Genomic DNA, 26,609 nt, shown 5'->3' on the forward strand with positions numbered 1-26,609 from the left:
ATCTGTTCCGTTTTTATTTGTCATTCAAAAGGTCACGGCCTAAGAACTTAATGTAGATCATAGAGATGATCGCTACACAGACAAACACGATAACCGAGAGCGCCGAGCCTTCACCAAAATTCGTTTGTGCGAACATCACTTTATAAGCAAGTATGGAGATGGTTTCCGTAGAGTTGGCTGGTCCCCCGCCAGTTAAAACATAGATTAAGTCGAATACTCGGAATGCATCCAATGTACGGAATAACAATGCGACTAGAATGCTTGATTTTAATAAAGGCAACGTGATCTTTAAAAACTGCTTCCATTTATTAGCGCCATCAATTGCTGCTGCTTCATACAAAGAACTCGGTATCGTCTGCAGCCCTGCTAATAGCAAGAGTGCCATATAAGGAGTCGTTTTCCATACGTCTGCGAATATTACGGCAAACATAGCGCCTGTGCTGGTTGTCAGCATATCTGTCATTTGGTCAAATAACCCGATCTCAGCAAAGGTTTTTGCCACAATTCCGTTCTGCCCGTCATATAAGTACTTCCACATGAATGCTGAAACGGCTGTCGGGATCGCCCAAGGAATGAGAATCGTCGCTCGAACTAATCCTCTGCCAAAGAAAGCTTTGTTGATAAGCAGGGCAATGGCTAAACCAATAACGAGCTCTGCAAAAACAGAGATTAGTGTAAAGACGGTCGTATTTTGGATTGCCTTCCACATACGGCTATCTGTTAAATTTTCTTTATAGTGCTTCAAACCGATAAAGTTAGGCGTAATCACAGAGTCTTCTAATGATGAAGATAAACCGATCAAGTCTTCAGGATTTTTCAGTTCACCCTTTAAATCTCGAATCGAGTCTGTTGAATCATTGACAGCCTTCTCAAGTTCTAAAGCTACTTCTTTATTCAAATCTGAAACCGCAAGCTCTTCGCTGATCGGCTCCATGACCGTTAGCTTCTCGTCTACCTGATCATATTTACTCTTAAGCTCACTGTCTGCTATTAATTCAGCATCCACTTTTTCTAGATTTGCTTTTATTTTCTCAAGCTCTGACTTTGTTTTGCCAGAGGCTGTATCCATCTCATCTTCTAACGTACTAATCAAAAATGGATAATTATCCAAATACGTCTGCAGATTCACTTTATAAGAAACATAGGCTTCGGATTTGGCTGGATTATTCAGCCGCAAATCAAACATACTGTAATAAAAAGACTGAAAAACGGGCCATATCGCAATAATTAAAATTAAAATCATAGATGGAGCAATCAGCATGTAGCCGATGGAACGGTCAGAACGTTTTTTCTTTTTCTGAGGCTTTGTCGCTGCGATCGGCTTTTGTTTGTTAGGCATTAGATCTGGTTTCAAAAGTTTCAGCTCCTTACTGTTCGAATGCAATCGACGGACGGGCGCTGTAACGTCCATCCATTTCACTCTTTGTGGAATCGATACCAGTTATTAAGATAAGGGGAGCCTTTCCTACAGAAAGGCATACCCCTGATCCATTTACTTTCCTTACTTTACAAGCTTTTCTGAAATCTCTTTTTGCATGTTCTTCGCTGCTTGTTCAGGTGTGATCTTTTTCGCTACAGCTTGAGAAACTTGAACTTGGATGATGTCAGAGATCTCTGGGTAGTTCGGTGCTACCGGACGGGATACTGCTGCTTCAAGAGCTTTTACAAATCCTTCATCTTTGTAATAAGGGTTTGCATCTAGAATCTCTTGATCGTCATACAGTGAAAGAATCGTTGGAGCATGTCCGCCTTTGATCGCGTCGATCTTTTGTCCTTCTTTACCAGCCATGAAGCTCAAGAACTTCCAAGCTTCTTCAGGGTGTTTCGTGTTTTTGTTGATACCAGCCATCCAGCCGCCAAGTGCTGCTGCAGAACCTGCATCACCAGCTGGAAGTGGAGCTACTCCTACTTTACCTACGATTTTAGATTGCTTTTCATCGTTTGCTAGTGCAAATTGGTACGGCCAGTTACGGATCAGACCAGCTTGTCCATTAATGAATGCTGTATGAGACTCAGGCTCAGCAAACGTTGTGATGTTTTGCGGTACAACATCAGAGTTTACTACTTCAACTAGTTTAGAGATCCCTTTGATCGCTTCTGGTGAGTCCACTTTAACTTCACCGTTTTCGTCGATGATTTCTCCACCGTATGATGCGATAAATTCAACCGCATTACATACAAGACCTTCATATTGCTTCGCTTGCATCAAGTAGCCGAACTGTGTTCCGCCTTGGCCTTTCGTTTCTTTCGCTTTTGCTAAAAGCTCATCCCACGTTTTCGGAACTGAACCTTCGTCAACTAAGTCAGTGCGGTAGAAAAGCATACCTGCATCAATAAATTTAGGCAGCGCCCATTGCTTGCCTTTAAATTTAGCAGCACTGATTGCTCCTTGGTTATAATCGTCTGGATTGATTCCGTCTTTTTCCATAAAACGGTCAAGCGGCATCAAGAATCCTGCTTGTGCAAATTCAGCCGGCCAGATAACGTCTAGATCAATAACATCGATCTCATCAGAATTTGCGTTGAATGCCGTTACATAAGCATCATGCTGTTTTCCTGTATCTGCAGGCATCTCTTTAAACTTCACGTCAATGTTAGGGTATTTCTTTTCAAAAGCTTCCACCATTGCTGTTGTCCCTTGTGTGTCATCCTTACCACGAGCATAAACGATTGTTACTTTTTCGTCTTTATCGCCGCCGGATTTATTGCTGCTGACTTCTTCTTTATCCGAACATGCTGCAAGTACAAGTGACAGCGCTAGTGAAGTAGAAATAACTTTTGAGATTTTCTTAAGCTTTTTCATTGTATTTCCCCCAAATCTCCTGTTTTGTAAACGATTACATTTCATCGAAAAAAATTTTAAGTTGAGGACCGCTTGATTAATTGAAAAGGCAGAATCACTTCTTTACGTCTCAGTGGTTTTTTCGCTTGAATGGCTTCAACCATCAAATTCATTGCCTGACGGGCGATGGTATCAATCGGCTGTTCAATCGTCGTCAAATCCATAAGTTCGGCTAAAGGCTGATTATCAAAACCGATTATAGCTAGATCTTCGGGTACTCTCCATCCTGCATCGTGTGCGGCTTTATGAATGCCCGCTGCCACTTCATCACTGCCCGTAAAAACAGCATGCGGTGGATCATCCAGCTTACTTAATTCTCGAAATGCGTCAAAACCGTCTTGCACACTATACGCATTGTAAAAGAACCACTCTTCCTTCATCGCGATACCAGCGTCATCAAGAGCTTGCAAGAAACCGATCTTTCTGTCCTTCGAAATTCTGGAGCTTTTGTGGTTACCCGTACAATAACCAATTTTTGTGTAGCCTTGATCGATCAGATGCTTTGTTCCTAAGTAGCTTCCTTCGATCTGATTTAAGTACACAGAAGGTACTTGAGCCGTGTCCGAATACTCATTGCATACAACGATTGGACCGAACGATAAATAGGGTTCGAACTCACTCCAATCGTTCTCAATAGAAGTTAAGATCAGACCGTCTACTTGCTTCGTTTTTAAAAGCTCTAAGAAGTTACGCTCCTGTTCCTTTTTGTAACGGGTTTGGCACAAAATAAGCTGATAGCCTTTTTTGGCTGCTTCCTTCTCCATCACTTCAACAAGGTGACTGAAAAATGGGTTAGTGATTCGAGGAACATAGACAGCGATTGTTTCTGTCTGTTGCCTTCTCAACCTTCTTGCCGATGAATTGGGCACGTAATTCAGTTCTTGCATCGCCTGTGTTACAAGCCTTTTTTTCTCCTCCGTCACATAGGGATGTTCATTGATCACCCTTGAAACGGTCGTGCGGGATAATCCTGCCTTTTTCGCCACATCTTGAATGGTTGCCATCAGATTCTCCTCTTAAAACAATTGTGGAATCGAATTCATGAAATCGTTTTCATAATCCGAGTATAGTTCACTGAATATTCACAGGTCAATCATTTTTTTCAGAAAGTTTTGCATTTAAAGATTTCAAATAAAGCAGGAGATACACCGATTCAAACGAACTTATGATAAAATACATACACATTTTGTTTGATCTTTGAAAGGAGCCGGACCATGATTAAAGTAAAAAATTTAAAAAAGTCCTTCGGTGATCTTGAGGTACTTAAGGACATCAATGCAGAAATTAAACCACAAGAAGTTGTTTGCGTGATCGGCCCTTCTGGCTCAGGTAAAAGTACATTTCTCCGCTGCATCAATAAACTTGAAGACATTACTGGCGGACAAGTGCTGGTTGACGGAACAGACATTACTGATCCGAAAACAAACATTAATAAAATCCGTGAAGATGTGGGAATGGTGTTTCAGCAATTTAATCTCTTTCCTCACAAAACGGTTCTTGAAAACGTAACGCTTGCACCACTTAAAGTGAAAAATGCAAATAAAGAAGCTGCACGAGACAAAGCATTAAAACTGCTTGCTAAAGTTGGACTCCAAGACAAAGCAAACGCGTATCCTTCACAGCTGAGCGGCGGCCAAAAACAGCGTGTTGCTATTGCCCGTGCACTTGCGATGGATCCGAAAATCATGCTGTTTGATGAACCAACATCCGCTTTAGACCCTGAAATGGTCGGTGAAGTGCTGGAGGTTATGAAAGACCTCGCTCGCGAAGGCATGACGATGATCGTTGTTACACATGAGATGGGCTTTGCTCGCGAAGTCGGTGACCGAGTGATTTTTATGGATGGCGGTTATATCGTCGAGGAGAACGTCCCTTCTGAGTTGTTCGGCAATGCCCAGCATGAACGTACGAAGTCGTTTTTGAGTAAAGTACTATAGTTGGAAGCCGGCTCACTGGTATTAGGTGAGCTGGCTTTTATTTTGCAGTCTGTTCGGAAGTAAGTTTCTTATAGCAGAAATGTCGAATAGCCTTTATTTTTGATTTTAGACTTAATTGGTTGATGTTTAGACTTAATTAGTTACCATTTGGACTTAATCACCCCGAGCTTTGACTTCATTCCATATACCACAAAAAAACTGGACCCCTAAAAAGAGTCCAGTTTTTCACTTTATTTAATTAATCCTTTGTTTTTCAGGAAGTCCTTGGCTACTTTACGCGGATCTTCTTTATCAAGATCTACTTTTGCGTTCATTTCTGCCATATCTTTCTCTGAAATTTTACCTTCGAGATCATTGAGTACGCCCTCAAGCTTAGGATATTCCTTCAGCGTATCCTCTCTTACAATGGGAACTGCATAATAAGGCGGGAAGAATTTTTTATCGTCTTCCAACGTCTTTAAGTTAAAGCGAACGATTCTCCCATCTGTCGTATAAGCTGGAATCACATCCACTTTTCCTTCTTTTACAGCAGAATACATTAAATTCGGATCTAAGCTTTTCTTCGATTGGAAGTTTAAATCATACGTTTCCACAAATGGCGTGTAGCCATCTTCACGTTCGAAAAACTCAGTTGGACCGCCAAAAGAAAGCTGATTTGATTTAGGTGCTAATTCAGAAATTGTTTTAACATTTACCTGTTTCGCCGTCTCAGGATTCAGTGCTACAGCATACGTGTTCTCAAAACCAAGCGGCTTTGTCCATTTCAAGTTGTATTCCTTTGCATAGCCTTTTTTTACAACTTCATAGATCTCGTCAGGCGTCATGCTAGGATCATATTTCTCTTTTAAAATCGTTAAATAACCTGTACCCGTATACTCCACGTATAGATCGATGTCACCTTTCTTAATCGCTTCCGTTAAGATTGGCGTTTCACCGATTGCTTCTTTAACGACGACAGGATAGTCTGTCTTATCTTTCACATATTCAGAAATCACATATGGAAGGATATATTGCTCTGTCCACTTCTTACCTGTGATCACGATAGCATCTTCGTCACCACCACCTCGAAGTACGAAGAAAAGTATAAGCGCCGCGATTGGCACACCAAGAAGTACAGGCAGTTTCCATGAACCGCGCTTCTTTGAAGCCTTTGGCTCTGTTGCTAATTCAATACGTCGAAGGATAAAGTCAAATACAATAGCAAGTAAAGCTGCTGGAATAGCTCCTGCTAATACAAGCTCATTTCGTGTAGTAGAAAGACCCCTGTAGATGAGATCCCCAAGTCCGCCTGCCCCGATAAAGGCTGCAAGCGTCGCAACACCAATCGTTAATACCGTTGCCGTTCTGAGACCTGCCATGATGATCGGCAAAGCGAGCGGAAGTTCAATCATGCGTAAAATCTGAGAATTCGTCATCCCCATTCCTTTACCCGCTTCAACGGCAGATTTATCTACACCCGTAATCCCTGTGTATGTGTTTCTTAAGATTGGCAGCAGTGCGTAAACCGTTAGAGCAATAATTGCCGTCGTGCTGCCGATCCCGAATACAGGGAGCAAAAATCCGAATAGTGCTAAACTCGGTATCGTTTGAAAAATCGCCGTAACTCCGATAACAGGTTCAGCTACGCGCTTCCGTCTAGAAATAAATATCCCCAGCGGGACTGCGATAACAGCGGCAATCAAGATGGATACGAGCGATAAGAATAAGTGCTGCTGAAGCCCTGTTAGTATTTCAGGCCATCTGTTGATGAATGTATCTTTCATGGTGATAAAGAAATTATTCAAGTCCCGCACCTCCCTCGACAGGTTTTTGTGCGGAAATATTCAGCCCAGCAAGTCCACGCATCATTGAAGCTCTCGTAATCAATCCGACTAGTTTTTCGTTTTCGAGTACAGGAATCATATGCACTCCGTTTGTGGCGAAAATTTCAGCGACTTCAGTGTATGTGGCAGATACATCAACCGAAATGATTTCTTTATCCATAAGGTCGCCGACTGTTTTATCTTCTTCAGGAAAATGCTGCTCAATTTTCTCTAGAGTCGTAATCCCAAGAAGTTTATTTTGCTGATCTGTAATCAAAAGACTGTCTACACCATATCGTTTCATCATCTTTAATGCTTCTGCAAGTCCTCTTGTTACTCTTGCAGTAACCGGATTCGGTCTCATGAGATCCACCGCTTCAGGCATTGAAGCATCTTCTGCAGACAAACGATTTTCGCCAATAAATCCTTTTACAAAATCGTTTGCAGGATGGCGCAATATTCTTTCTGGTGTATCAAATTGAATGATCTCACCTTTATTTAATATTGCGATTCTGTCAGCAATCTTAATCGCCTCATCCATATCATGTGTTACAAATACGATTGTTTTCTTAATCGTATCCTGCAGCTTAACAAGCTCATCTTGCAGCTGTTCACGGCTGATCGGATCAAGTGCTGAGAATGGTTCATCCATTAAGATGATCGGGGGCTCAGCAGCTAGAGCACGAATAACGCCAATACGCTGCTGTTGACCGCCGCTTAGCTCAGAAGGATAACGTTTTCTGAAAGTCTTAGGATCTAAGCCTACTAAATCAAGCAATTCATCTACTCTGCCATCATATTTTTCTTTTTCCCACCCTTTTAAACGCGGGACAAGCGAAATGTTGTCTTCAATCGTCATGTGAGGCAGAAGTCCAATCTGCTGGATTACGTATCCGATATTCCTTCTCAGCTCAACGGGGTTTTGGTTTGCAATATCTTCTCCATTAATTAAAATCGACCCTTTTGACGGCTCGATTAAACGGTTTATCATTCTCATGGTTGTCGTCTTTCCACAACCACTAGGCCCGATTAACGCAACTAACTCTCCTTCTTTAATTTGAAAGTCTATGTTCTTCAAGGCCTCAAAACCGTCAGGGAACGTTTTCCCTACGTTTTTGAAAGTAATCAAGTGTGGTTCTCTCCTTTGTGTCATATGTAAAATAAGCTGCATCCATTAGAATGTCCAATTATCATATTTCCCTTGCTTGCTAACTTGAAAACATCTTTTTTGAAAGTGTCAGTTTAAAGCTTGTTGTGGATCCATCTAAAGCGTGACTTTGTTGCTCTTGGAAGTGGTTGATTTCCGTTCCAGGTGCTCGCTTTCCGCGGGGCAGGCGGTGAGCCACATTTGGACGTTTCACTTTTAAGTGTCTCACCTGCCCGCCTGTCCCGCAGGAGTCTCGCACCTTCCACTACAATCAACGGTCATAGAAGAAAATAAAAATGAGTTGGAAGCAACATTCTTTAAGAAAGAGGCTTAAAAGTTAAAGATTAAATCTTAGGAGAGTCAGTTGCAGTATGGCGCTCGTATTTTTCGTATGGCGCTCGTATTTTTCGTATGGCGCTCGTATTTTTCGTATGGCGCTCGTATTTTTCGTATGGCGCTCGTATTTTTCGTATGGCGCTCGTATTTTTCGTATGGCGCTCGTCCAGCCTGCTTATCAGCTGCTGGACGAGCACAAAAAAACACCTGAAGGCTATTTATCCCTTCAGGTGTTCTCATACTATTTAAGCTGCTGCTATTTCTTCCGTGTCTTTCTTTTTTCTAATCTGTGTTGCAAAGTAGATCCATGTTCCAACCATACAAAGTGCCATGAACCCTACTAGAACCCAAAGGTTGAAGATGAAGCTGCTCGTATCTCCACTTGAGATCACTGCTTTAAAGCCTGCAACCGAATATGTCATTGGAAGCCAAATGTTAAAGCCTTGAAGACCGTTCGGAATCAGTTCAAGCGGGAATGTTCCTGCACTTGTTGTAAGCTGAAGAATCAAGATAATGATCGCTACAAATCGTCCTGGGTCACCTAGTACAGTTACTAGCAATTGTACGAGAGCTAAGAACGTCAAACTAGTAATGATGCTAAGTCCGAGAAATGCTCCTAAGTTACTTACTTCAATGTCCAGTCCGTATAACAATACAGCATCGGCAATAAGTGCTTGAACAACACCCACTACTGCTAAGAAAGCAAACTTACCAGCGAACCAGCTGAATCCTGAACGCGGTTCTCCTGCTTTATCACGTAACGGGAATACGATCGACATTAACAATGCCCCTACGAAAAGCCCTAGTGATAAGAAATAAGGAGCAAAACCTGTTCCATAGTTTGGAACATCAGAGAAGGTTTTGGTTTTTACAGATACAGGATTCGCAATTCTCTCAAACATTTCACTGTCTGGGTCAAGTTCTCCTGTTTTGTCTGCTGCATCACTGAGTGAAGACGATAGCTTGCCGCTTCCATCAAGAAGTTTTTTTTCACCGTTGTGAATTTCCTTCACATGACCTGTAACCTCTTGCCATCCTGATGAAACCGTTGACGTTCCATCTGCAATCTTTCCGCTGGCAGCCAACAACTGTTGTGAACCTGCTGCTGCTTCTCCTAATTTAGATTGGAACGTTTGCGTGCCTTCATTTACCTTTGCTTGGCCACTTGCAAGCTGATCCACTCCGCCAGCTAATTTAAGCTGCCCGTTATGAAGCTGCTCTGCTCCTTGTGCCACAGCTGTTTGTGAATCACTCAGTTTTTTAGCACCTGCTGAAAGTTCGTTAGCACCTCCAGCAATCTTGCCTGTTGCTGCGGTTAGACCATCTAATCCTTTATTAATTTCATTGCTTGCCGCTGCAAGCTGTTTTAAAGAAGCAGCAACCTGTTCATCTGACATGTTTTCTTGGTTTTGAATCAATGCGTTGATTTGTTGTTCTAGTTGTTTTGATCCTGCTGTCGCTTTTTGTGCACCTGCATTCCATTCGTTCACAGAACCCGCAAGCGTACTCGCGCCATTCGATAATTTAGCAGCACCGCCTTGTAATGCAAGACTGCCGTTCTTAATTTTTTCAGATCCTGCTGTCGCCTGACTAAGACCGCTCTTTAAAGCTTGTGCACCGTTACTAAGCTGACCTTGACCTGCAGCAAGCTGTTTATGAGCAGCAAGCAGTTTATCAATTCCGCTATCAAACTCGGTCATTTTTGATTGGAAAGTCGCTGCTCCATTGTTAAGTTCATTGATCTTTGGTGTTTTCTCTTCCATACCCGCTGCAAGTTCGCCGCTTCCAGACGAAGCTTTCTTCAGACCATCCGTTACTTGATTCGAACCGTCTGCAGCTTTCTCCAAACCGCCGGCTAACTGTTCGACTTGATCAAACATCACCTCAGCATATGTTTTGGTGAGTTCGTTGGATAAGCTTTCTTTCATCTTATCAACGGCAGTTCCACCAATTTGCGCTGCTAGAAAGTTAAATCCTGCGTTCGGTGTATAAATAATTTCAGGTTTTTTATTCGAGCTGCCTGATAATGATGTTGCTTCTTCAGAAAAGTTTTCTGGTATCTCGATCATCATGTAATAATCATTATGTTCGAGTCCTTGCTTTGCTTTTTCTTCACTTACGAATTTCCACTTAAACTGAGGATTCTCTTTCAGCTTTTTAACAAACTCATCCCCAACAGCTAAGTTTTCTCCGTTATATTTATACCCCTCATCCTGATTGACTACGGCAACCGGCAGATCTTCCATCTTGTCATACGGATCCCAGAACGCCCAAAGGAACATTCCGCTGTATAACACAGGTATAAAAAGAACGGCTAAGACCGGTACAGCGATTTTTCTGTTCGAAAAAACCGCTCTAAATTGAGCTCCGATACTTTTTAGCACTATTTTTCACTCCTTCTAAATACTAAATGACTATATCAGTCACATGGTCATTTTACTTCAAAAAAAGAGAACTCTTACGTCCGCTTTTAGAAAATGACCGGAATCAAAATTTGGTCACGAGTAAATATATCACTTTTTATCAACTTCTGCAACACTAGGATTTTCTTAATCCATCCATCACAAACATCTCAAGTACTTCTAGCATTTTCTCCTTATGAAGAGCCTCGTTATCACGTTCCCAATCAAAAATGAGAGCGATATAGAGTTTTACCATCATAAATGCCACAATGTCTGTAGGACACTCTTTGATCTCACCTTTTTCGACCGCTTTATCGAGTTCCTTTTTAACAAAGCTTAAGACAGCCTTTTCTATCCTTTGCAGCGCATCTGTTACGGGTGAAGTGTTTAACTCTTTCACTTCTTGTGAAAGTTTGACGGCCAATTGATGCGTTCTCCGAAGTTCAATTACCTCATAAAGCGCATTATGCAGATTTTCATAAAAAGGACGGTCTTCTTTAATTGCAGCAGAAGCCGCCAATTTTGTTTCTTTTACCAGGTTCGTAATAATTTCAGAAAACAGCTCTTCTTTATTAGAGAAAAAAGTATAGATCGTTCCTTTTCCAACGTTTGCAATCTTCGCGATCTGGTCTACCGTACTTGCTTTGTAACCGAACATAGAAAAAGAACGTTCTGCTGCTTCTAAAATACTTTTTCTGCGATCCATTATTCCACCCCCTCTTTATCCAACGGACTTACTTTTGTACTTAGCGGCAATGTTAACAGTACACGTGTTCCTTCGTTAAGCGCACTTTCATAGCGAAGTTTTCCACCCATATCTTGAATCAATTTGTACGTTACCATCATGCCGAGACCGGTACCTTTTGCTTTTGTCGTGTAAAAAGGAAGTCCGATCTGTTCAAGTTCCTCTTCTGTCATACCTTTACCATTGTCTTCAATCGCAATCGTAATATTCTTTTTTGTAACTTTATAAGGATAGAGATGAATCGTACCACCCTCTTCAATTGCTTCAACACCATTTTTTATAATATTGATCAAGCCTTGCTTCAGCTTCGGTTCATCAATACAAACTTTGTAGTCGCCGATCTCACTGGCTGTTAGTTCCACATTATTAATCGAACCGTATGGAGCCGTAAGTGATATAACATCCTTTAAAACCTTTTCAAGCGTAATTCTTTCAAGCTTTGGAACATCAGGCTTAACCATAGACAAATAATCTGTGATAATCTTGTTCGTTCTGTCTAGCTCTTCAATCAAAAGAGGAGAGTGTTCTTTCAGTTTAGCATCTGTCGTTGTACTCCCGAGAAACTGAATCATCCCTCTGATTGTTGTCATTGGATTTCTTACTTCATGTGCAATCGCAGCAGCCATCTGTCCTGCAACGGCAAGTTTATCTAAATAAACGGTTTCTTTTAACTGCATATTGATCTTAACGAGTCTTTCAATTAAAAAAATACAAGAAAAGAATGCGATCAGAAAGCTTGAGAAATAGACAAAATAAAAATCGATCGTCAGAAAATCTAAATACGTGTGAATGAACAACATATAAAACAACGTATAAACAATAGCAATATACATCGCAGAAATCCATCTTCGTTTGTCTTCATCAAAAAATCCATGATAGATCAAACAGATGACATAAGCCAAGAATATTAATACAACTCCAAGCCATACAAGATCCCCGCCCATAACTACTCTAGCCACAAGTACAATCAATGAACAAATTGCCCCCGGCAGCCAGCCTACATAAAGTGTCACAATCATGATCGGTACATTTCTTAGATCAAAATATGAATCTTGCAGAGTTTCAATAGGAAACAGCATACAAACCAGTGCTCCTGCTCCACTGATCAAACCAAAAATCACTTGGTTTTTATAACTTGGAATAACACCAGGATGAAGGGGAAAGAACATATTTAGAAGATGTGTAAAGGAGAAAATGATTGCAATATTCACAAATAACGGTTCAATAAATGCCTGCATAATGCTCCCCTTCCCTTTTTTCTTTCTTCAGTATAGCAGAAACATTCTACAAGAAAATATAAAAAACGACAAACATATCCATTTGCCGTTTAATTCTTTATTTAAATTGTTTACATACAATGATGATTTTGAAAGTAAGTTGATTTTCGCTCCAGGTGCTTCGCTTTCCGCGGGGCAGGCGGTGAGCCACATTCGAACGTTTCACTCTTAAGTGTCTCACCTGCCCACCTGTCCCGCAGGAGTCTCACACCTTACGCTACAATCAACTTGCTTATGAAGATAAGAAAAAATTCTTAAAAGCGATAAACCATAAGAAAAGAGCCTTTATTTATTTTTTGCATTTAAAAAAAGGATCTGCAAGCTCAAAGAAATAAGCTGTTAAGAACATACAACCTTACCCCTTAAAAAGAGATTCCACTGCCATTTTAGCAGAGTTCACACAGTCTGGCAGGCCGACACCATCGTACGGGGCTCCCGCTAGTTTCACACCAGGAAGCTTTTCGTTAAACGTGCTGCGCAGCGTTTTTACGTAGTCTTTATGGCCAACCTCATATTGCGGCATCGAATCAATCATTCTGGAAACGTGATAAAACTTCGGACGAGCATCAACACCCATTATCTTTTTTAAGTCATTCAATACTTTTTCTAAAATAACTTCATCTGTTTCGTGAACAATATCCTGATCTTCGGCTCGGCCTACATAACAGCGAAGTACTACACTGTCTTGAGGTGTCGTATGCGGCCACTTTCTGCTCGTCCACGTACAAGCGGTAATAGAAGTCTTTTCACTTTTAGCAATAACAAAACCTGTACCGTCTAAGGAAAAGTCCACATCTTCCTCATTAAAACTCATCGCGACCGTCGCTACAGAAGTTGGCTTTGTATCATGAAAACCTGCTGGGAAAAGAGATTCATCAAATATTTTTTTTGTGATTCCATAAGGAGTTGTCACAATTACATGATCACCGATAACCGATGAACCGTCTTCTAACTGCACGGAATACGTTCCATCTTCAAAACGCACAACATTCTGCACGTTAGCTCCAGTTTTAATGCGATCTTGAGGCAAGGTTTTTGACAGAGCTTCTATGAATGATGACAATCCGCCTTTAAGCGTTAAAAAAGCACCTTTTTTCTTTTGTGGAACTGATGTTTTCTGGATCTTAGGCTGAGACTTTTTCATACCTAAAATCAAACTTCTATGCTTCTTTTCTGTTTCCACGAATTGCGGAAAAGTAGATTGCAGACTGAGGCGGTCAATTCGTCCAGCATAGATGCCTGATAATAAAGGTTCAATCAGGCGGTCAACCACTTCATCACCAAGGCGTCTTCTGAAGAAATGCCCCACAGAAATATCACGATCTGCATCACTTCGTTTAGGCAGGACAAGATCTAATCCCGCTCTTGCTTTTCCTGCTGCGGAAAAAAGCGGTGTAAACGCAAATGGCATTACTTTTGTCGGAATCCCCATCACAGCTCCTTCTGGAATCGGATGAAGCTTCATGTTATGCAAAATGTACGCCTGACCTGTTTCATTCGATACAAGTTCATCAGCTAGACCCACATCATTAATGAGATCTGTCATAACTGTTTTTCTAGCAAGATAAGAATCCGGACCGCGTTCTAGAACATAGCCATCTTCTCTAATCGTATCGATTTTTCCGCCAAGACGTTCGCTTCCTTCAAGTAAAGTAAAGGTTAATGGCTTCCCAGATTCATTAGCATATTTCTGAACATAAAAGGCAGCGGCTAAACCTGTTATGCCGCCGCCCAATATAATAACGTGCTTTCGCTCGCTCATATCTGTCACATTCTTTCTTTTGCTAGTGCGTTTTCAATTACCGTTGCCAAACAATCAATAAACTCAGGTCTTGCGTTCGGCATTTCAGGGCGATAATAGTTAACTCCTAACTCATCCGTGACTACTTTACACTCATAGTCATTGTCATATAAAACTTCTAAATGATCAGCAACAAAACCTACTGGACAATAGATGAAATGCTTATAGCCATGCTCGTTAAAAAGATCTCTCGTTAAATCCTGAACGTCTGGTCCGATCCACGGTTCAGGTGTGTTACCAGCACTCTGCCAACCGATCGTATAGTGAGGAACATTCGTTTCTTTCGCAATGAGATCAGCTGTTTCCTGAAGCTGCGCCGGATACGGATCTCCCATTTGAAGAATCTTTTCTGGAAGACTATGCGCAGAGAAGATCACAACTGTTTTGTCATGCTCATCTTCAGGTATTGTATTAAACGTTTGTTTAATGCCGTCTGCCCAATATTGAACATACTTTGGTTCGTCATACCAGCTATCAATGGTTACAAATGACGGTCCGCCAATTTTCGCAGACTCTTCTACCGCACGTCCGTTGTATGACTTTACACTGAACGTTGAATAGTGAGGAGCAAGAACTAAAGTAACTGCTTCTTCAACACCGTCTTCTTTCATCTGGTGCACAGCATCTTCAATAAATGGATCAATATGCTTCAATCCAAGATAACTTTTAAACTCACGGTCAGAAAAGCGGCGGTTCACTTCTTCTTCAATTCTCTGAGCTTGCTCTTCTGTAATCTTAGCAAGCGGTGAAATCCCGCCGATCTGCTCGTAACGTTCAGTTAGTTCTTGGAGCTGTTCAGGAGAAGGCTTACGTCCTCGTCTAATGTGTGTATAATAGCTTTCTACTTCATCAAGACTTCTTGGCGTGCCATACGCCATCACGAGTATTCCTGTTTTTTTATTACTCACTCTTCATCACCCTAGTTTATTAGACGTATATTCATGGACAAAGGTGGTCAGTTGTTTTAATGTCGCAATGTTTACTTCTGGGAAAATACCTTTACCCACATTGAAGATAAATCCTGGTTCTTCCATACCTTCATCCAAAATTTCTTTCGTACGTGCTTCAATTACTTCCCACGGTGCCAATAGAATAGAAGGATCCAAGTTTCCTTGAAGCGCCTTCGTAACACCCATCTGACGCGCTTCTCTTGGTGATAGTCTCCAGTCGAGTCCGATCACATCAATCGGAAGCTCGTTCCACTCCATTACTAAATGGCGTGCGCCTGTTCCGTAAAGAATTAAAGGCACTCCTTCTCCTCGAAGTTCGGAGAAGATTCTATCCATAACAGGCATGATGTATTTTGCGTAATCCTGTGCATTCAACGCACCTACCCATGAATCGAAAATCTGAAAAGCTTGTGCGCCAGCAGCGATTTGTGCTTTTGCATATGCAATCGTCATATCGCCAAGCTTGTCCATCAGCATGAACCAGCTTTCAGGATCTGAGTACATCAACTGCTTAGTTTTATGATAATCGCGTGAAGGTCCTCCTTCAACCATATAGCTCGCAAGTGTAAAAGGAGCACCTGCAAACGTAATAAGAGGCACTTCTAACTGCTGACGTAAAATCTTAATTGTATCCAAAACATATGGTACGTCTTTTTCAGGGTTGATCTTTCCTAAACGTTCCACGTCTTCACGTGTTCGAACAGGCTTATCAATCACTGGTCCAATTCCTGATTTGATCTCTACATCCACGCCAATTGCAGGAACAGGAGACATAATATCTTTGTAAAGAATCGCAGCATCAACACCATGCTGATCAACCGGCAGCTTCGTAACGCCAGCGCAAATCTCTGGTCTATGTGTGATTTCAAATAGTGAATACTTCTCTTTCAATTTACGGTACTCCGGCTGGGAACGGCCCGCCTGTCTCATGTACCATACAGGAATATGTGAATTTTTCTCCTTACGACACGCTTTTAAAAACTCTTCATTCATTGTCAAAACGTACACACCTTTCTATCCAAGACCAAAAGCTTGCAGCACTATTGTTATCTCCTAGCCACTGAAACTTAAAACCTTTAACGTCAATATCCATACACATTGTAAGGGAATTCATAATAAAAGTATAGGCAATAAGCTCAATTGTCATGATTTTGGCAAAATGGCAGGTTATTGACCTAACTATAACCTTAGTTGTATGCCAGGCTTACAACTTGGGGCTAAACTTTATCAGGAAAAGCACTATCTTTCTCCTGCGTCATTGACTAAGACTTCTGTTCAATTGTTTAATAACGGTAATAAAAGTCAGAAAATTCAATAAAGGAGTGATTATAATGTCCTTAAATAAAAAAACTTTAGCTGGAACATTGATGAGTTCCGCTCTGCTCGCTTCCCAGTTGCTAGGAGATAGCTCCCTTCCCGTTAATGCTTTATCAGAAGACGAGTTAAATAAAGCCGATGAACATCAGCACGAAGCCTTCGATATTCGAAAAAATTTAGCTGCTGTTATGCCTTCTGATTTACAGATTCAAGCTGCAAATAAACTTATTCAATCATCAGGGTCAGGCACAAAAATTTCTTGGAATTCTACTTTTGGAACACCTTCTTTTATAACGAAAAACAAAGGGTATTTAACCTCTCCTTCGGCCTATAATAGTGAAACCATTGCGCGAAGTTGGCTTAAATCGAACGCTGAAGTTTTCGGATTTACCTCTGAACAAACAGATTCTCTTTCTATGATTAAAAACCACAAAATTCAAGGAAACGGTCTTCAGACAGTCGTGTTTCAGCAATCATTCTCTGGGATTGAATCAGCAAATGGAGGGCGAATCATCGTTTCCGTTAATAAAGACGGACGCATCCTCTCCGTTGCCTCCAATACTTCAAGGGCTTCCAAACTCGATGAAGCACACAAACTATCAAGCAAGGATGCTCTTTTATCTGTAGTAAAAGAACATCTACCGAATTTAAGTTATGCACCTTCTTTAACGGGTACAAAACATGGTTGGGAAGAATATACGGCTGGCGAATCCCTCCCAACCGTTCAGCGTGTGAAAAAGTCATCTTTTGTTACACCTGATGGAGTAAGGCCAGCCTACCGCGTACTATTTATTGAACAATTGAACAAAGGTAAAGAAGTAGTGGTAGATGGGGTTACTGGAAAGACGCTATTCGAACGTTCTCTCGTTCAAAACCTTGATCCTGAAGGGCTGATTTTTGAAAATTACCCGGGAGCTGCATCTGGCGGAACCCAGGTATTAAAGTCCTTTAAAGGTGATCCGGCTGCTTCTCCACAAGGCTGGCTTTTACCGGCAAATGACGCAGGGGTTACAACACTCGGTAATAATGCAGACACCTATGTAAACTGGAGCAACTTCCTCGTTCCAGAAGGAGCTGGACTAGTTAGACCTGTGAATCCCCTGGGCAAGTTTAAATATGCGTTTAAAAACACATGGAATGAGACACACGGCCAGATTTTCCCGCCTTCTTATGCAGAAGATGCAGACAGCGCTTCTACAAATCTGTTCTACCATCACAATCTGTTCCACGATTACTTTTATAAACTTGGGTGGACAGAAACTGCAGGAAACCTCCAAGCCGCGAATTTTGGTAAAGGCGGCATGGACGGTGACCCGATATTAGGACTTGTACAGGCTGGTGCAGCTTCAGGTGGAGAACCGACTTATACCGGTCGTGATAATGCTTATATGCTTACACTGCCTGATGGCATCCCTGCCTGGAGCGGAATGTTTTTATGGGAACCGATTAAAGGTGCATTTGAAGGCGAATATACAGATGGCGATTTTGATGCAGGAATCATCTATCACGAATACAGCCATGCCCTTTCTAATCGTTATGTAGCTGGAGGCGAATCTCTCAACAGCCATCAGGCAGGCTCAATGGGGGAGGCTTGGGGTGACTGGTTCGGCATGCATTACCTTGTGAAAAATGGTCTTCAAAAAGACCCTGTTGTTGGTGCATATGTTACAGGAAACCAAGAACGCGGGATTCGGAGCTGGGCACTTGACGATGCTCCCCTGCAGTTTGGTGATATCGGATTTGATATCGTCGGACCTGAAGTTCACGCTGATGGTGAGATATGGGCCGCTATTCTATGGCACGTAAGAGATAGCTTAATAGCCGAACTTGGTAAAGAAAAAGGAGAAGCTGTTGCCGAACACATCGTAATGGACGCTATGCCGATTTCAGCACCAGACCCATCAATGGATGACATGCGCACAGCCATCATTGCAGCTGATCAAGACCGTTATGGCGGCGAGCATTATGATTTACTATGGAAGGCTTTTTCACAGCGTGGACTTGGTGCTTCCGCAAAATCACAATCAGGTGATGACACAGATCCATCGCCTTCATACGACCATCCTGTTTCAGGGGAAAATGGCATGCTTGCAGGAAAAATTATCAATGCTTCAACCAATAAACCGGTAAAGGATGCCAAAATTATCATTGGTCAATATGAGGCTCGTACAAGTCCTGTTGCTCTATCAAGTGATAAAGGTGGTTTTAGCCTTCCAATGGTTTCAGGAACATATGATATTACCATCCAAGCTCGAGGTTTTGGTTCTACAACATTTAAAGATGTAAAGATTACTGCCGGTGAAATTGAATCTTTAAATGTAAACCTATCTCCTAACCTTGCTTCAGCAGCAAATGGCGCTGAGATTTTTTCTGTAACCGATGAAACGGATACACATCCTGCAAAAAATGCACTCGATGATACGGAAGCGACGGTCTTCTCTTCACAAACGAAAGAAGAAGGATTTACCGGATCCGAGTTAGTAGTAGATTTAGCTGGTGACAAGCCAGCAACTGTATCTAGTGTTCAAGTCAGTGCTTTTAAAGACATTGCAAAAGCCCGCTTTTCGGCATTAAAAGATTTTACCGTCCAAACATCGCTTGACGGCGAGAACTGGACAACGGTAAAAGATGGAACATTTACAGCAGGCAAACCTCGGCCAGCAACACCTGATCTGCATTATAGAACCTTTGATCTTGCAGAACCAGTAAAAGCGAATTTCGTGAAATTCATCGCCAATAGTGCTCAGGATAATTCATTAGGATCTGTTCAAGTGGCTGAACTACAAGTGTTTGCAGAACGACCGTCAAAGGTTTCAGCACTTCCTCCAGTTGTAACAGAACCTTTTAAAACTGAAGGTGTCATACTTTCTGGAAATCCTGCTACAGGCATCGGAAGCTTAGCTGACTTAAATGCCACAGGCAGTGTGACACAAAACGAATTCGTTGCTACTCAGAATCCTAAGCCAGCTTCACAAGGGGTGGATGGATATGTAATAAGCATTCCAGAGCAATACCGTGACGGGCTTCATAATGTAACGGTCGCGGGTCCTGATGGCGGTGCTCACGATCTGGATGTTTATTTCTATGACTCTGCATTTAATCTGATCGGCAGTATTGCAACAGCGGGTGCGAATGAATCAGGCGTCGTACCCGGCGGAACATCCTATATTTATGCAGGACTGTACACAGGCGGAAACGTGCCTTTCACAGTTGAAGTAAAAAGTCCCTTTGGAAATTGATGTAGATTCCTCAAATGAAGTAAAAAAGATAGGCTACCAGCCTATCTTTTTTACTCTTTTACACAGGCTTTTTCCGCAAACTTTGATGCTCTTGGAAGTGGTTTTTTCGCTCCAGAAAGCTCCCTTCCACGGTGCTTGCGATAAGCCCCCTGTCACCGGCTCTCAAAAAAAAGACGGATCGCTAAGCCATCCATCTTCCACATTTTAATCATTCTTCTTTTTCTTCTTCTTCTCTTTCCCTTTACCATGCTTACCTTTTTGCTTTGCGTCTTTTTTATCATCATCACCAAAACCCGGGAAAAGCGAGATTGATACAACATTCGAAGGCTTTCCATCTTGCTTGGTCAGAGGATTATAAGGCACCACATAAAAGTCAGGAAGAGTAAACAAATTCTTACCGGAAGCCAAGTATTCTCCCTTTCCTTTTATCGTATCTAAAAGCGTTGTTTCTCCTTCGTTTACCGCGTACACTTTATACTGCAGTCGCTTATCTTTAGATGGTGTCCAGTTCAGCTTAACCGACGGCATTCCATAATCACCCATTCCAAACGCTGCACGCAGGTCGCCAATCTCTATCAATTCAATCGGAGGCTCTAAGTCCTTCACCCCATCAGGCTTTTTAAACGATAATCCCTGTTGAGACGGCATTCCATTAATCACTTGTTTAAATAAAAGCGTAGGAAGGGCGCTTCCGCTGTTCAAGTATGTGTCTTTCGTAGTACGGTCATATCCAATCCAAACCGCACCAACGACTTCAGGAGTATAGCCCACAAACCATGTATCTTTATTTCCTTTTTTTACGTTCGGATAGTTTGTCGTTCCTGTTTTACCTGCAATCTCCATATTTTCAGGTCCATCTGATCCCGTACCGTTCTTCACCACCTGCTGAAGCATGCGGGTCATATACCAAGCGTTTTGTTTTTTCCACACTTTCTCTTCTTCACGCTTCGCTTTACCGATAAGCTCGCCTTCATTATTATAAATTTTACTGATCACAAAAGGTTCTACCGTTTTGCCTTCATGAAGAAAACTACGATACCCTTTTACCATCTGAAGAGGACTTACCCCTTGATCAATACCGCCGAGTGCGATTCCAAGTCCCTTATCCTCAATCGGCATTCCGAGCTGGTCTAAATAGGTTTTCGAGTCTGAGATTCCGATCTCATTTAACAGCCAAACAGCAGATGAATTCACCGAATGGGATATGGCATCAACCATCGACACTTCGCCTTCATACCTGTCATTATAATTTTTCGGTTCATAACCGTTATAGCTTAATTCCTCATCTCGCAGCATAGAATATGGTTTGTATTTTTCTGATTCCAATGCTGGTCCATAAACAGATAATGGCTTAAAGGTAGAGCCTGGCTGACGATTAACTTCTACACGGTTCAGCCCTTCCGTTACATAATTCCGTCCGCCTTGAACGGCAATCAGTCCGCCGGTTTTGCCATTCATGAGAACCATCGCGCCTTCAGGTTTTTCTTGGCCCGTACCGACAAAATACTGGCCGTTCTGAAAACTTTTATACACCGCATCTTGTGCTGAAGGATCCATCGGTACCACAATTTTGTAGCCTCCCTGTCTCAGTTCTTCTCTAGAGAGCTGATATTTATCCTTCGCTTCTTTAATTACCATGTCAATATACGTTGTATACGCGGGATTACGTTCTTCTTGCTGAAAATCAAGTGCGATCGTTTTCCCTTGTGCCCTAACCGTTTCTGAAGGTGAAAGATAATCTTGTTTTTCCATTAAAGCAAGAACAAGATCACGGCGATCTTTTGCTTCCTTAGGATGTTTGAGCGGAGAATAATAGTTTGGTGCTTTCGGAAGTCCGGCAAGCATCGCTCCTTCAGCCACAGTTAAGTCACTTACATCCTTATTAAAATACGTTTTCGCCGCGAGCTGGATCCCGTACGCTCCATGTCCGAAATAGATTTGATTCAAATACATCTCTAAGATTTTGTCTTTTGGATATCTTCTTTCTAGATTTATAGCAATAACAGCTTCCTTCGTCTTTCGAAACCACGACTTCTCGTGTGATAAAAAGACGTTCTTTGCAAGCTGCTGGGTGATCGTACTTCCTCCCTCAACTTTGCCTCCAGCTAAAATGTCCTTATAGATCGCACGGGAAATCGCTTTAACATCAATGCCGTTATGTTTATAAAAACGGCTATCCTCTACGGCGACAAACGCTTCTTGTACATGTTTAGGGATATCTTCTATACTGACAATTTCACGGTTCTCATCATAAATCTTTGTTATTTTATCTCCGTCCTCTGTTACGAGAAGTGTCGCAGAATCCATAACAAGAGCTTTTTCATCTATAACATAATCTCCAGCCAAAATAATAAATAAGTACGCAAAAAAGCCAATGATTAGCGAACCTATTAATACACCGAGTGCGATGAGACTTTTCTTTACCATAACCAACCCTCATTTCATTCTAGGTCGAAAAGTACATTTTATATAATTTTCCCTCAGTTGGAAAGTATATTACAAGTAACCACATTCTTACACTGTTTAATGTGCTGAACGGTTGGGTAAAACATAGGTAAATTAATAAAAAGGCAGGGATCCGCATGAAAATATACATTACATATGGGACTACAGACTATTTAGCGACCTATCAAGAAAAATATGACCAAGCTATCCTGCTAGAAGGTGATTCCAATTCCGCTCTTGTTTTTGAAACAGACGGAGAAAATCCATTTACGGAAAAACATGAGTACGAAGTTATTAACCAAAGAGGATCTCTAACGGGGGCTGGTTTCGTCGTTATGAACCATATTCCGGTTTCAGATGAAGGCAGAGCTCTGTTTGAAGAACGGTTTCAAAACCGTGCAGGGCTTGTTGAAAGTGAGCCTGGATTTAACGGCATTCGAATTCTCCGCCCGCTTCATCAAGATCCATACATCGTTCTGACGCTTTGGAAATCGCATGCTGACTTTATGAATTGGCAGCAGTCAAAAGCTTATGAAGAAGCTCACAAAAATAGAGGCACTTCAAAAGGCCTGCCTGAAACACTCTTTAGTGGAAAGTCATTCGTAAAAGAATACATGGTCGTACAATGAATACGAATCGTTCATCATTAAAACGAGTGTCCGTTATCCTTAATCCAGCGGCTGGTCAAGGGCGGCTTCTGAATCAGTGGAATGCTGTTCTTACTGAACTAAAAAATGGTTTTGAGGATGTTCAAGTTTACGAAACGACTGCTCCTGGAGAAGGCGCTTCATTCGTCCAGCAGCTTCATCAAGAAACAGATCTCATCATTGCAGCAGGCGGGGATGGTACTGTCCATGAAATTGCTGAAGCGGTATTGTCGGTAAAAGAAAATCCGCCAGCATTCGGAATATTGCCTGGCGGAACATGCAATGATTTTTCAAGGGCTTTAGGGATGAACCAAAATCCTGTGAAAGCCGCGGCACAGCTTAGTGAGAAAAGAATTCAATCTATTGATGCTGGTGAATTCAACGGTCATTTTTTTACGAATTTTTGGGGAATCGGACTGATCACTCACGTATCAGAGTCCATTGATCCTGATACAAAAGAAAAATTCGGCAGGCTTTCTTATTATTTATCAGCTGCTAAATCCTTTCAAACATGGGAACCCTTCGAGATTTCAATAGAATCTAAAGAATTTCAATTTAACGGAAATGCCGCGATGTTTCTTGCGGTTAACGGCCCATTCACTGGAGGCATAAGACCTTTTTTTCCAGATACGGATATTCAAGACGGCATGCTTGATTGCTTGCTGATTGAAGAACCCTCCATTTCATTTATTTGGGATGTCCTTCAAAATCGTTTGTCTGACACATCGAAGGAAGGACAAGGTTATCATTATTTTCAAAGCTCAGAAATACACATAAAAACGGCTCCCCAACAGCTCATTGACTGTGATGGGGAGCGCGAACACGAAACACCTGCAGTCGTAAAATGCCTAAAAAAACAACTGACCGCCCTTATTGGGGATGTTTCCTTTTAAAAAAAGGAAGCGTCCTTTTTTGATACGCTCTAATCGATTCCCTGCCACCGATACATATGAACAGCCAGACCGTTCCTGCTGAAAAACCAGCTAACACATCGGATGGATAATGAACCCCTAAGTAAATGCGGCTAAAACCGATCAGCAAAATGGTTGTAATAAAACCAACAGCTAGTATTACTTTAAGAGACTTCCCTCTTCTGCTTCTCACAACCAAATATCCGAGAAAGCCATAATAAATCAAACTCCCCATAGCATGTCCGCTCGGATAGCTGAATCCTTGCTCCACAATTAAACTATTTTCAGGACGTATTCTTCCAAACCAATGCTTTAAACCAAGATTTAGTAGGCCGCCACCTGCTACTGCCACTAAATAAAAAATAGCACCCCAATAATTCTTTCTCTTTGCGATCAGCCAAATAAGACTTCCCACTAATAAGAGAGTAAGAACATTAATAGATCCTAAAAAGGTAATAAATTTCATAAATCCAGTTAAGGTATCGTTTCTTATGTTTGAAACGTATTCTATAATGACTTGATCAAACTGAAAACGCTCATCTTCCATCAAGTCTTCTGACAACTCGAAAAACACGTTTAAAGAAAAAAACGAAAGAGCTAGCCCGCCCAATATATAGAGTAACGGCAGTATTGGAAAGGGTAGTTTATTGGCCAGTTCTCGTAACATAAAGATCTCCTCATCTTCTGCCTTTGTTTTAAGATAAGTTTTCACTTTTTCGACTTGTACTAAACCACTTTCTACAAACCTTGTTGGTCTGGAAAGTGATTGGTTTCAGCTATGATGTCTACTTTCAGTACTTTACTGTCCACTTCTTCTGTTTTACTGTCCACTTTTCATTTTCTAAAAAACGGCCAATCCCGGTGTGCCAGTATCTCTCATCCACTCAATCAACTTATCAAACACAAAAGAAACTAATGAAAAAAAGCTGCTCGTTTACCAAGCAGCTTTTCTTGAAAAATCATTTACTTTACAAGCTTTACTAGCATATGAGCGAGCTTATGGCGCTCTTCTTGTTCCCCAACTTTCCACAGCTCTTTTAAAAGGTTTTCTTCTGAATTGCGTGGCTCCTCATGGTCTGCTAAGTAATCTGCTACTTTCTCAGCTGTTTTTGCAAGCGTTTCTTCACTCATCCCCATTTTTTCACCAATCTGTACTTTGCTGTGCAGGTAACTTTTAAACTCTTCGAAGTTCGATAAAATTTCGTCTTTTTTGCTCTCACTCATTCGGCTTGCTGTTTCCTCCACCTTGCTTGTGTCTACATTGCGTTCTTCATCAACCATATGTCTGCTATCCATTTTTGTTGCCTCCTTTGTTTTTTGTATCACTTTTGTTCAATGTTTGTTTCATGCATACTAGTGTTTTACCGCTTTTAACACACCTTAAACATATTTATACAGTTTGATTTTGAAATCTAATCTATCCTTAAATTTTCGTTTATGTTTGTTCGAAAAAGGGAAGGATATCTCTGTAGAACAAGATTCAGGAGGTTATTCAAATGGAAAAAGACTTACAAGCACTAATCGATGGACTAAACGAGGATCTTGCAAACGAGTACTCAGCAATCATTATGTACAATCATAATGCTGCAACGGTTTCTGGGTTGTACCGCCAAATTCTTAAACCTTTTTTCCAAAGTGAAATTGCTGACGAACAAGGACACGCTCTTTACCTAGCTGAAAAGATTAAGACACTTGGAGGAACACCAACTACTCAACCAAAACCAGTTAAACAAGTTGAGAGCGTTCGTGAAATGCTGGAAGAAGCTCGAAATGCTGAAGAAGATACAATCAGACGCTATGAAGAGCGCAAGGAACAAGCTTCTAACCTAAAATTGACTGAGCTTGTTGTTCAGTTGGAAGATATGATCGCTGATGAAACGAAGCATAAAGAAGAAATGGATCGCTTACTTACCGACAGCCGTTTCTAAAATGATTAAAACAGAGGCACCCCTTTTAAAGCGGGTGCTTTTTATTTATGATTTTTTTGTTTTTTTCATCTGTCAACAAACGCCACCTAAAACAATTCTTCGCCACTTGGCCCAAATCATCTAGAAAGTGATAATTGGCATACGCTCCTACAATCGCCCCTAAGCCCGGCACCATCTGAAGCATTTTTATAAGGTCGATATGATCTCGATAGTCCTGCTGCAAATCCTGCCAGTTCAGCTGATCAATAGAATTTGGATGTTCCGGAAACTCCTTAATGGTTTCCTTCCAATGGACAACCTTTTCATATGCCTCTTTCCGTTTATGAGGATCGGAGAAAGCGAGACGAAATACGTGCAAAATGAAAATACGCTCCCTGTAGTCCCTTACATCCAGCCCATATATACTTGCAGCTTCAAAAAGGAACTTCATCTTAATACCAAGAAGCAAAGGAAAATCTGCTAGTCCGAGCAAAATACCGCCTGCACCTGTTCCAGCTCCTTCTACTGCAGCTGTTTTCTTGTAAAAAGCAAGACGATCTTGAAACTTGTAATCACGTTCACGAAGATCTGCTGTAAATTTGATCGTTCTTTTTGTTGTATATTTTGAGCCGATTAAAGTGGCTTTAATCATTTGTTTCATACTTGCTGTTATGACGTCGTGCACTTTTTGAGGAATTTTTTCGTTTATCTTGGTTTGAACCGATTTTGTTGCTTTATTCCAAAGTGACGGCCTTTTGCACATCTCAATTTCCCATTGTTTTAGCTCTTGAGCGACTTTTTGTTCATATTCGTTCATGTCGCTCCTCCTCTCTTTCCGATATGTAAACGCGTCATGTTAAGTTTCATTAATAGATATACGCTATTGCTTTCTTTAAATTTCACT

23 protein-coding genes are annotated in these 26,609 nt (G+C 41.4%); 5 read left to right on the forward strand and 18 right to left on the reverse strand.

Going from position 1 to position 26,609, the window contains the following annotated elements; all coding sequences use genetic code 11:
• Nucleotides 1-13 precede the first annotated feature (13 nt).
• The 3 genes from QUF49_RS17130 to QUF49_RS17140 all read right to left on the reverse strand — a co-directional run bounded on the left by QUF49_RS17130 (nucleotide 14) and on the right by QUF49_RS17140 (nucleotide 3,846).
• Nucleotides 14-1,339, reverse strand: a complete 1,326-nt coding sequence (locus QUF49_RS17130; protein WP_289497690.1) for a carbohydrate ABC transporter permease — start codon at nucleotides 1,337-1,339, stop codon at nucleotides 14-16.
• Nucleotides 1,340-1,501: 162 nt separating this feature from the next.
• Nucleotides 1,502-2,803 (reverse strand): ABC transporter substrate-binding protein, encoded by a 1,302-nt coding sequence (locus QUF49_RS17135; protein WP_289496887.1) that lies wholly within the window; start codon nucleotides 2,801-2,803, stop codon nucleotides 1,502-1,504.
• Nucleotides 2,804-2,859: 56 nt separating this feature from the next.
• Nucleotides 2,860-3,846, reverse strand: coding sequence for a LacI family DNA-binding transcriptional regulator (locus QUF49_RS17140; RefSeq protein ID WP_289496888.1), 987 nt, complete (start codon nucleotides 3,844-3,846; stop codon nucleotides 2,860-2,862).
• Between the two features lie 210 nt (nucleotides 3,847-4,056).
• On the opposite strand from QUF49_RS17140, the gene QUF49_RS17145 reads away from it, so the two are divergent.
• Nucleotides 4,057-4,779, forward strand: a complete 723-nt coding sequence (locus QUF49_RS17145; RefSeq protein ID WP_289496889.1) for an amino acid ABC transporter ATP-binding protein — start codon at nucleotides 4,057-4,059, stop codon at nucleotides 4,777-4,779.
• A 230-nt stretch (nucleotides 4,780-5,009) separates the two neighbouring features.
• On the opposite strand, the gene QUF49_RS17150 is transcribed toward QUF49_RS17145, so the two are convergent.
• The 11 genes from QUF49_RS17150 to hemE all read right to left on the reverse strand — a co-directional run bounded on the left by QUF49_RS17150 (nucleotide 5,010) and on the right by hemE (nucleotide 16,232).
• Nucleotides 5,010-6,572, reverse strand: a complete 1,563-nt coding sequence (locus QUF49_RS17150) for a glycine betaine ABC transporter substrate-binding protein (RefSeq protein ID WP_425590477.1) — start codon at nucleotides 6,570-6,572, stop codon at nucleotides 5,010-5,012.
• Complete coding sequence (locus QUF49_RS17155; protein ID WP_289496891.1) at nucleotides 6,556-7,710, reverse strand: ABC transporter ATP-binding protein; 1,155 nt, start codon at nucleotides 7,708-7,710, stop codon at nucleotides 6,556-6,558. The genes QUF49_RS17150 and QUF49_RS17155 overlap by 17 nt, the downstream gene beginning before the upstream one ends.
• A 79-nt stretch (nucleotides 7,711-7,789) precedes the next feature.
• Nucleotides 7,790-7,987 (reverse strand): hypothetical protein, encoded by a 198-nt coding sequence (locus tag QUF49_RS17160; protein WP_289496892.1) that lies wholly within the window; start codon nucleotides 7,985-7,987, stop codon nucleotides 7,790-7,792.
• Between the two features lie 85 nt (nucleotides 7,988-8,072).
• On the reverse strand, nucleotides 8,073-8,261 hold the full coding sequence (locus tag QUF49_RS17165; RefSeq protein ID WP_289496893.1) for a hypothetical protein: 189 nt from the start codon (nucleotides 8,259-8,261) through the stop codon (nucleotides 8,073-8,075).
• Between the two features lie 48 nt (nucleotides 8,262-8,309).
• A complete protein-coding gene (locus QUF49_RS17170) occupies nucleotides 8,310-10,448 on the reverse strand; it encodes a YhgE/Pip domain-containing protein (RefSeq protein ID WP_289496895.1) in 2,139 nt (712 codons plus the stop codon).
• A 154-nt stretch (nucleotides 10,449-10,602) separates the two neighbouring features.
• The gene (locus QUF49_RS17175; RefSeq protein ID WP_289496896.1) at nucleotides 10,603-11,172 is read right to left on the reverse strand and encodes a TetR/AcrR family transcriptional regulator; all 570 of its coding nucleotides are present in this window, start codon (nucleotides 11,170-11,172) and stop codon (nucleotides 10,603-10,605) included.
• On the reverse strand, nucleotides 11,172-12,449 hold the full coding sequence (locus QUF49_RS17180) for an ATP-binding protein (RefSeq protein ID WP_289496897.1): 1,278 nt from the start codon (nucleotides 12,447-12,449) through the stop codon (nucleotides 11,172-11,174). Before QUF49_RS17180 ends, QUF49_RS17175 begins: the two co-directional genes overlap by 1 nt.
• Before the next feature lie 97 nt (nucleotides 12,450-12,546).
• Nucleotides 12,547-12,669, reverse strand: coding sequence for a hypothetical protein (locus tag QUF49_RS17185; protein ID WP_289496898.1), 123 nt, complete (start codon nucleotides 12,667-12,669; stop codon nucleotides 12,547-12,549).
• A gap of 174 nt (nucleotides 12,670-12,843) precedes the next feature.
• Entirely contained in the window at nucleotides 12,844-14,250 is a 1,407-nt protein-coding gene (gene hemY, locus QUF49_RS17190) for a protoporphyrinogen oxidase (protein ID WP_289496899.1), read from the reverse strand.
• Nucleotides 14,251-14,255: 5 nt separating this feature from the next.
• Entirely contained in the window at nucleotides 14,256-15,197 is a 942-nt protein-coding gene (gene hemH, locus QUF49_RS17195; protein ID WP_289496900.1) for a ferrochelatase, read from the reverse strand.
• A gap of 6 nt (nucleotides 15,198-15,203) precedes the next feature.
• Complete coding sequence (gene hemE, locus QUF49_RS17200; RefSeq protein WP_289497692.1) at nucleotides 15,204-16,232, reverse strand: uroporphyrinogen decarboxylase; 1,029 nt, start codon at nucleotides 16,230-16,232, stop codon at nucleotides 15,204-15,206.
• Nucleotides 16,233-16,570: 338 nt separating this feature from the next.
• Between hemE and QUF49_RS17205 the strand changes: the two genes are divergently transcribed.
• On the forward strand, nucleotides 16,571-19,795 hold the full coding sequence (locus QUF49_RS17205; protein ID WP_289496901.1) for a M36 family metallopeptidase: 3,225 nt from the start codon (nucleotides 16,571-16,573) through the stop codon (nucleotides 19,793-19,795).
• 204 nt (nucleotides 19,796-19,999) lie between these two features.
• Here the strand turns inward: QUF49_RS17205 and QUF49_RS17210 are convergent, their stop codons facing one another.
• Complete coding sequence (locus QUF49_RS17210) at nucleotides 20,000-22,222, reverse strand: transglycosylase domain-containing protein (protein WP_289496902.1); 2,223 nt, start codon at nucleotides 22,220-22,222, stop codon at nucleotides 20,000-20,002.
• A 155-nt stretch (nucleotides 22,223-22,377) separates the two neighbouring features.
• Between QUF49_RS17210 and QUF49_RS17215 the strand changes: the two genes are divergently transcribed.
• Together QUF49_RS17215 and QUF49_RS17220 are read left to right on the forward strand one after the other, a co-directional pair.
• Entirely contained in the window at nucleotides 22,378-22,869 is a 492-nt protein-coding gene (locus QUF49_RS17215) for an antibiotic biosynthesis monooxygenase family protein (RefSeq protein ID WP_289496903.1), read from the forward strand.
• A gap of 26 nt (nucleotides 22,870-22,895) precedes the next feature.
• Nucleotides 22,896-23,780 carry a diacylglycerol/lipid kinase family protein gene (locus QUF49_RS17220; RefSeq protein WP_289496904.1) on the forward strand — a complete coding sequence of 295 codons (885 nt, stop codon included), beginning with the start codon at nucleotides 22,896-22,898 and terminating at the stop codon, nucleotides 23,778-23,780.
• Here the strand turns inward: QUF49_RS17220 and QUF49_RS17225 are convergent.
• Together QUF49_RS17225 and QUF49_RS17230 are read right to left on the reverse strand one after the other, a co-directional pair.
• Nucleotides 23,758-24,465 carry a phosphatase PAP2 family protein gene (locus QUF49_RS17225; protein ID WP_289496905.1) on the reverse strand — a complete coding sequence of 236 codons (708 nt, stop codon included), beginning with the start codon at nucleotides 24,463-24,465 and terminating at the stop codon, nucleotides 23,758-23,760. The genes QUF49_RS17220 and QUF49_RS17225 overlap by 23 nt on opposite strands.
• Nucleotides 24,466-24,761: 296 nt before the next feature.
• Entirely contained in the window at nucleotides 24,762-25,079 is a 318-nt protein-coding gene (locus QUF49_RS17230) for a DUF3243 domain-containing protein (protein ID WP_425590504.1), read from the reverse strand.
• 215 nt (nucleotides 25,080-25,294) lie between these two features.
• On the opposite strand from QUF49_RS17230, the gene QUF49_RS17235 reads away from it, so the two are divergent.
• The gene (locus tag QUF49_RS17235) at nucleotides 25,295-25,726 is read left to right on the forward strand and encodes a ferritin-like domain-containing protein (RefSeq protein ID WP_289496908.1); all 432 of its coding nucleotides are present in this window, start codon (nucleotides 25,295-25,297) and stop codon (nucleotides 25,724-25,726) included.
• A gap of 25 nt (nucleotides 25,727-25,751) precedes the next feature.
• Here the strand turns inward: QUF49_RS17235 and QUF49_RS17240 are convergent, their stop codons facing one another.
• The gene (locus tag QUF49_RS17240; RefSeq protein WP_289496909.1) at nucleotides 25,752-26,522 is read right to left on the reverse strand and encodes an EcsC family protein; all 771 of its coding nucleotides are present in this window, start codon (nucleotides 26,520-26,522) and stop codon (nucleotides 25,752-25,754) included.
• Between the last annotated feature and the right edge of the window lie 87 nt (nucleotides 26,523-26,609).

The sequence above is a fragment of the Fictibacillus sp. b24 genome (genome assembly GCF_030348825.1).
Lineage (GTDB): Bacteria > Bacillota > Bacilli > Bacillales > Fictibacillaceae > Fictibacillus.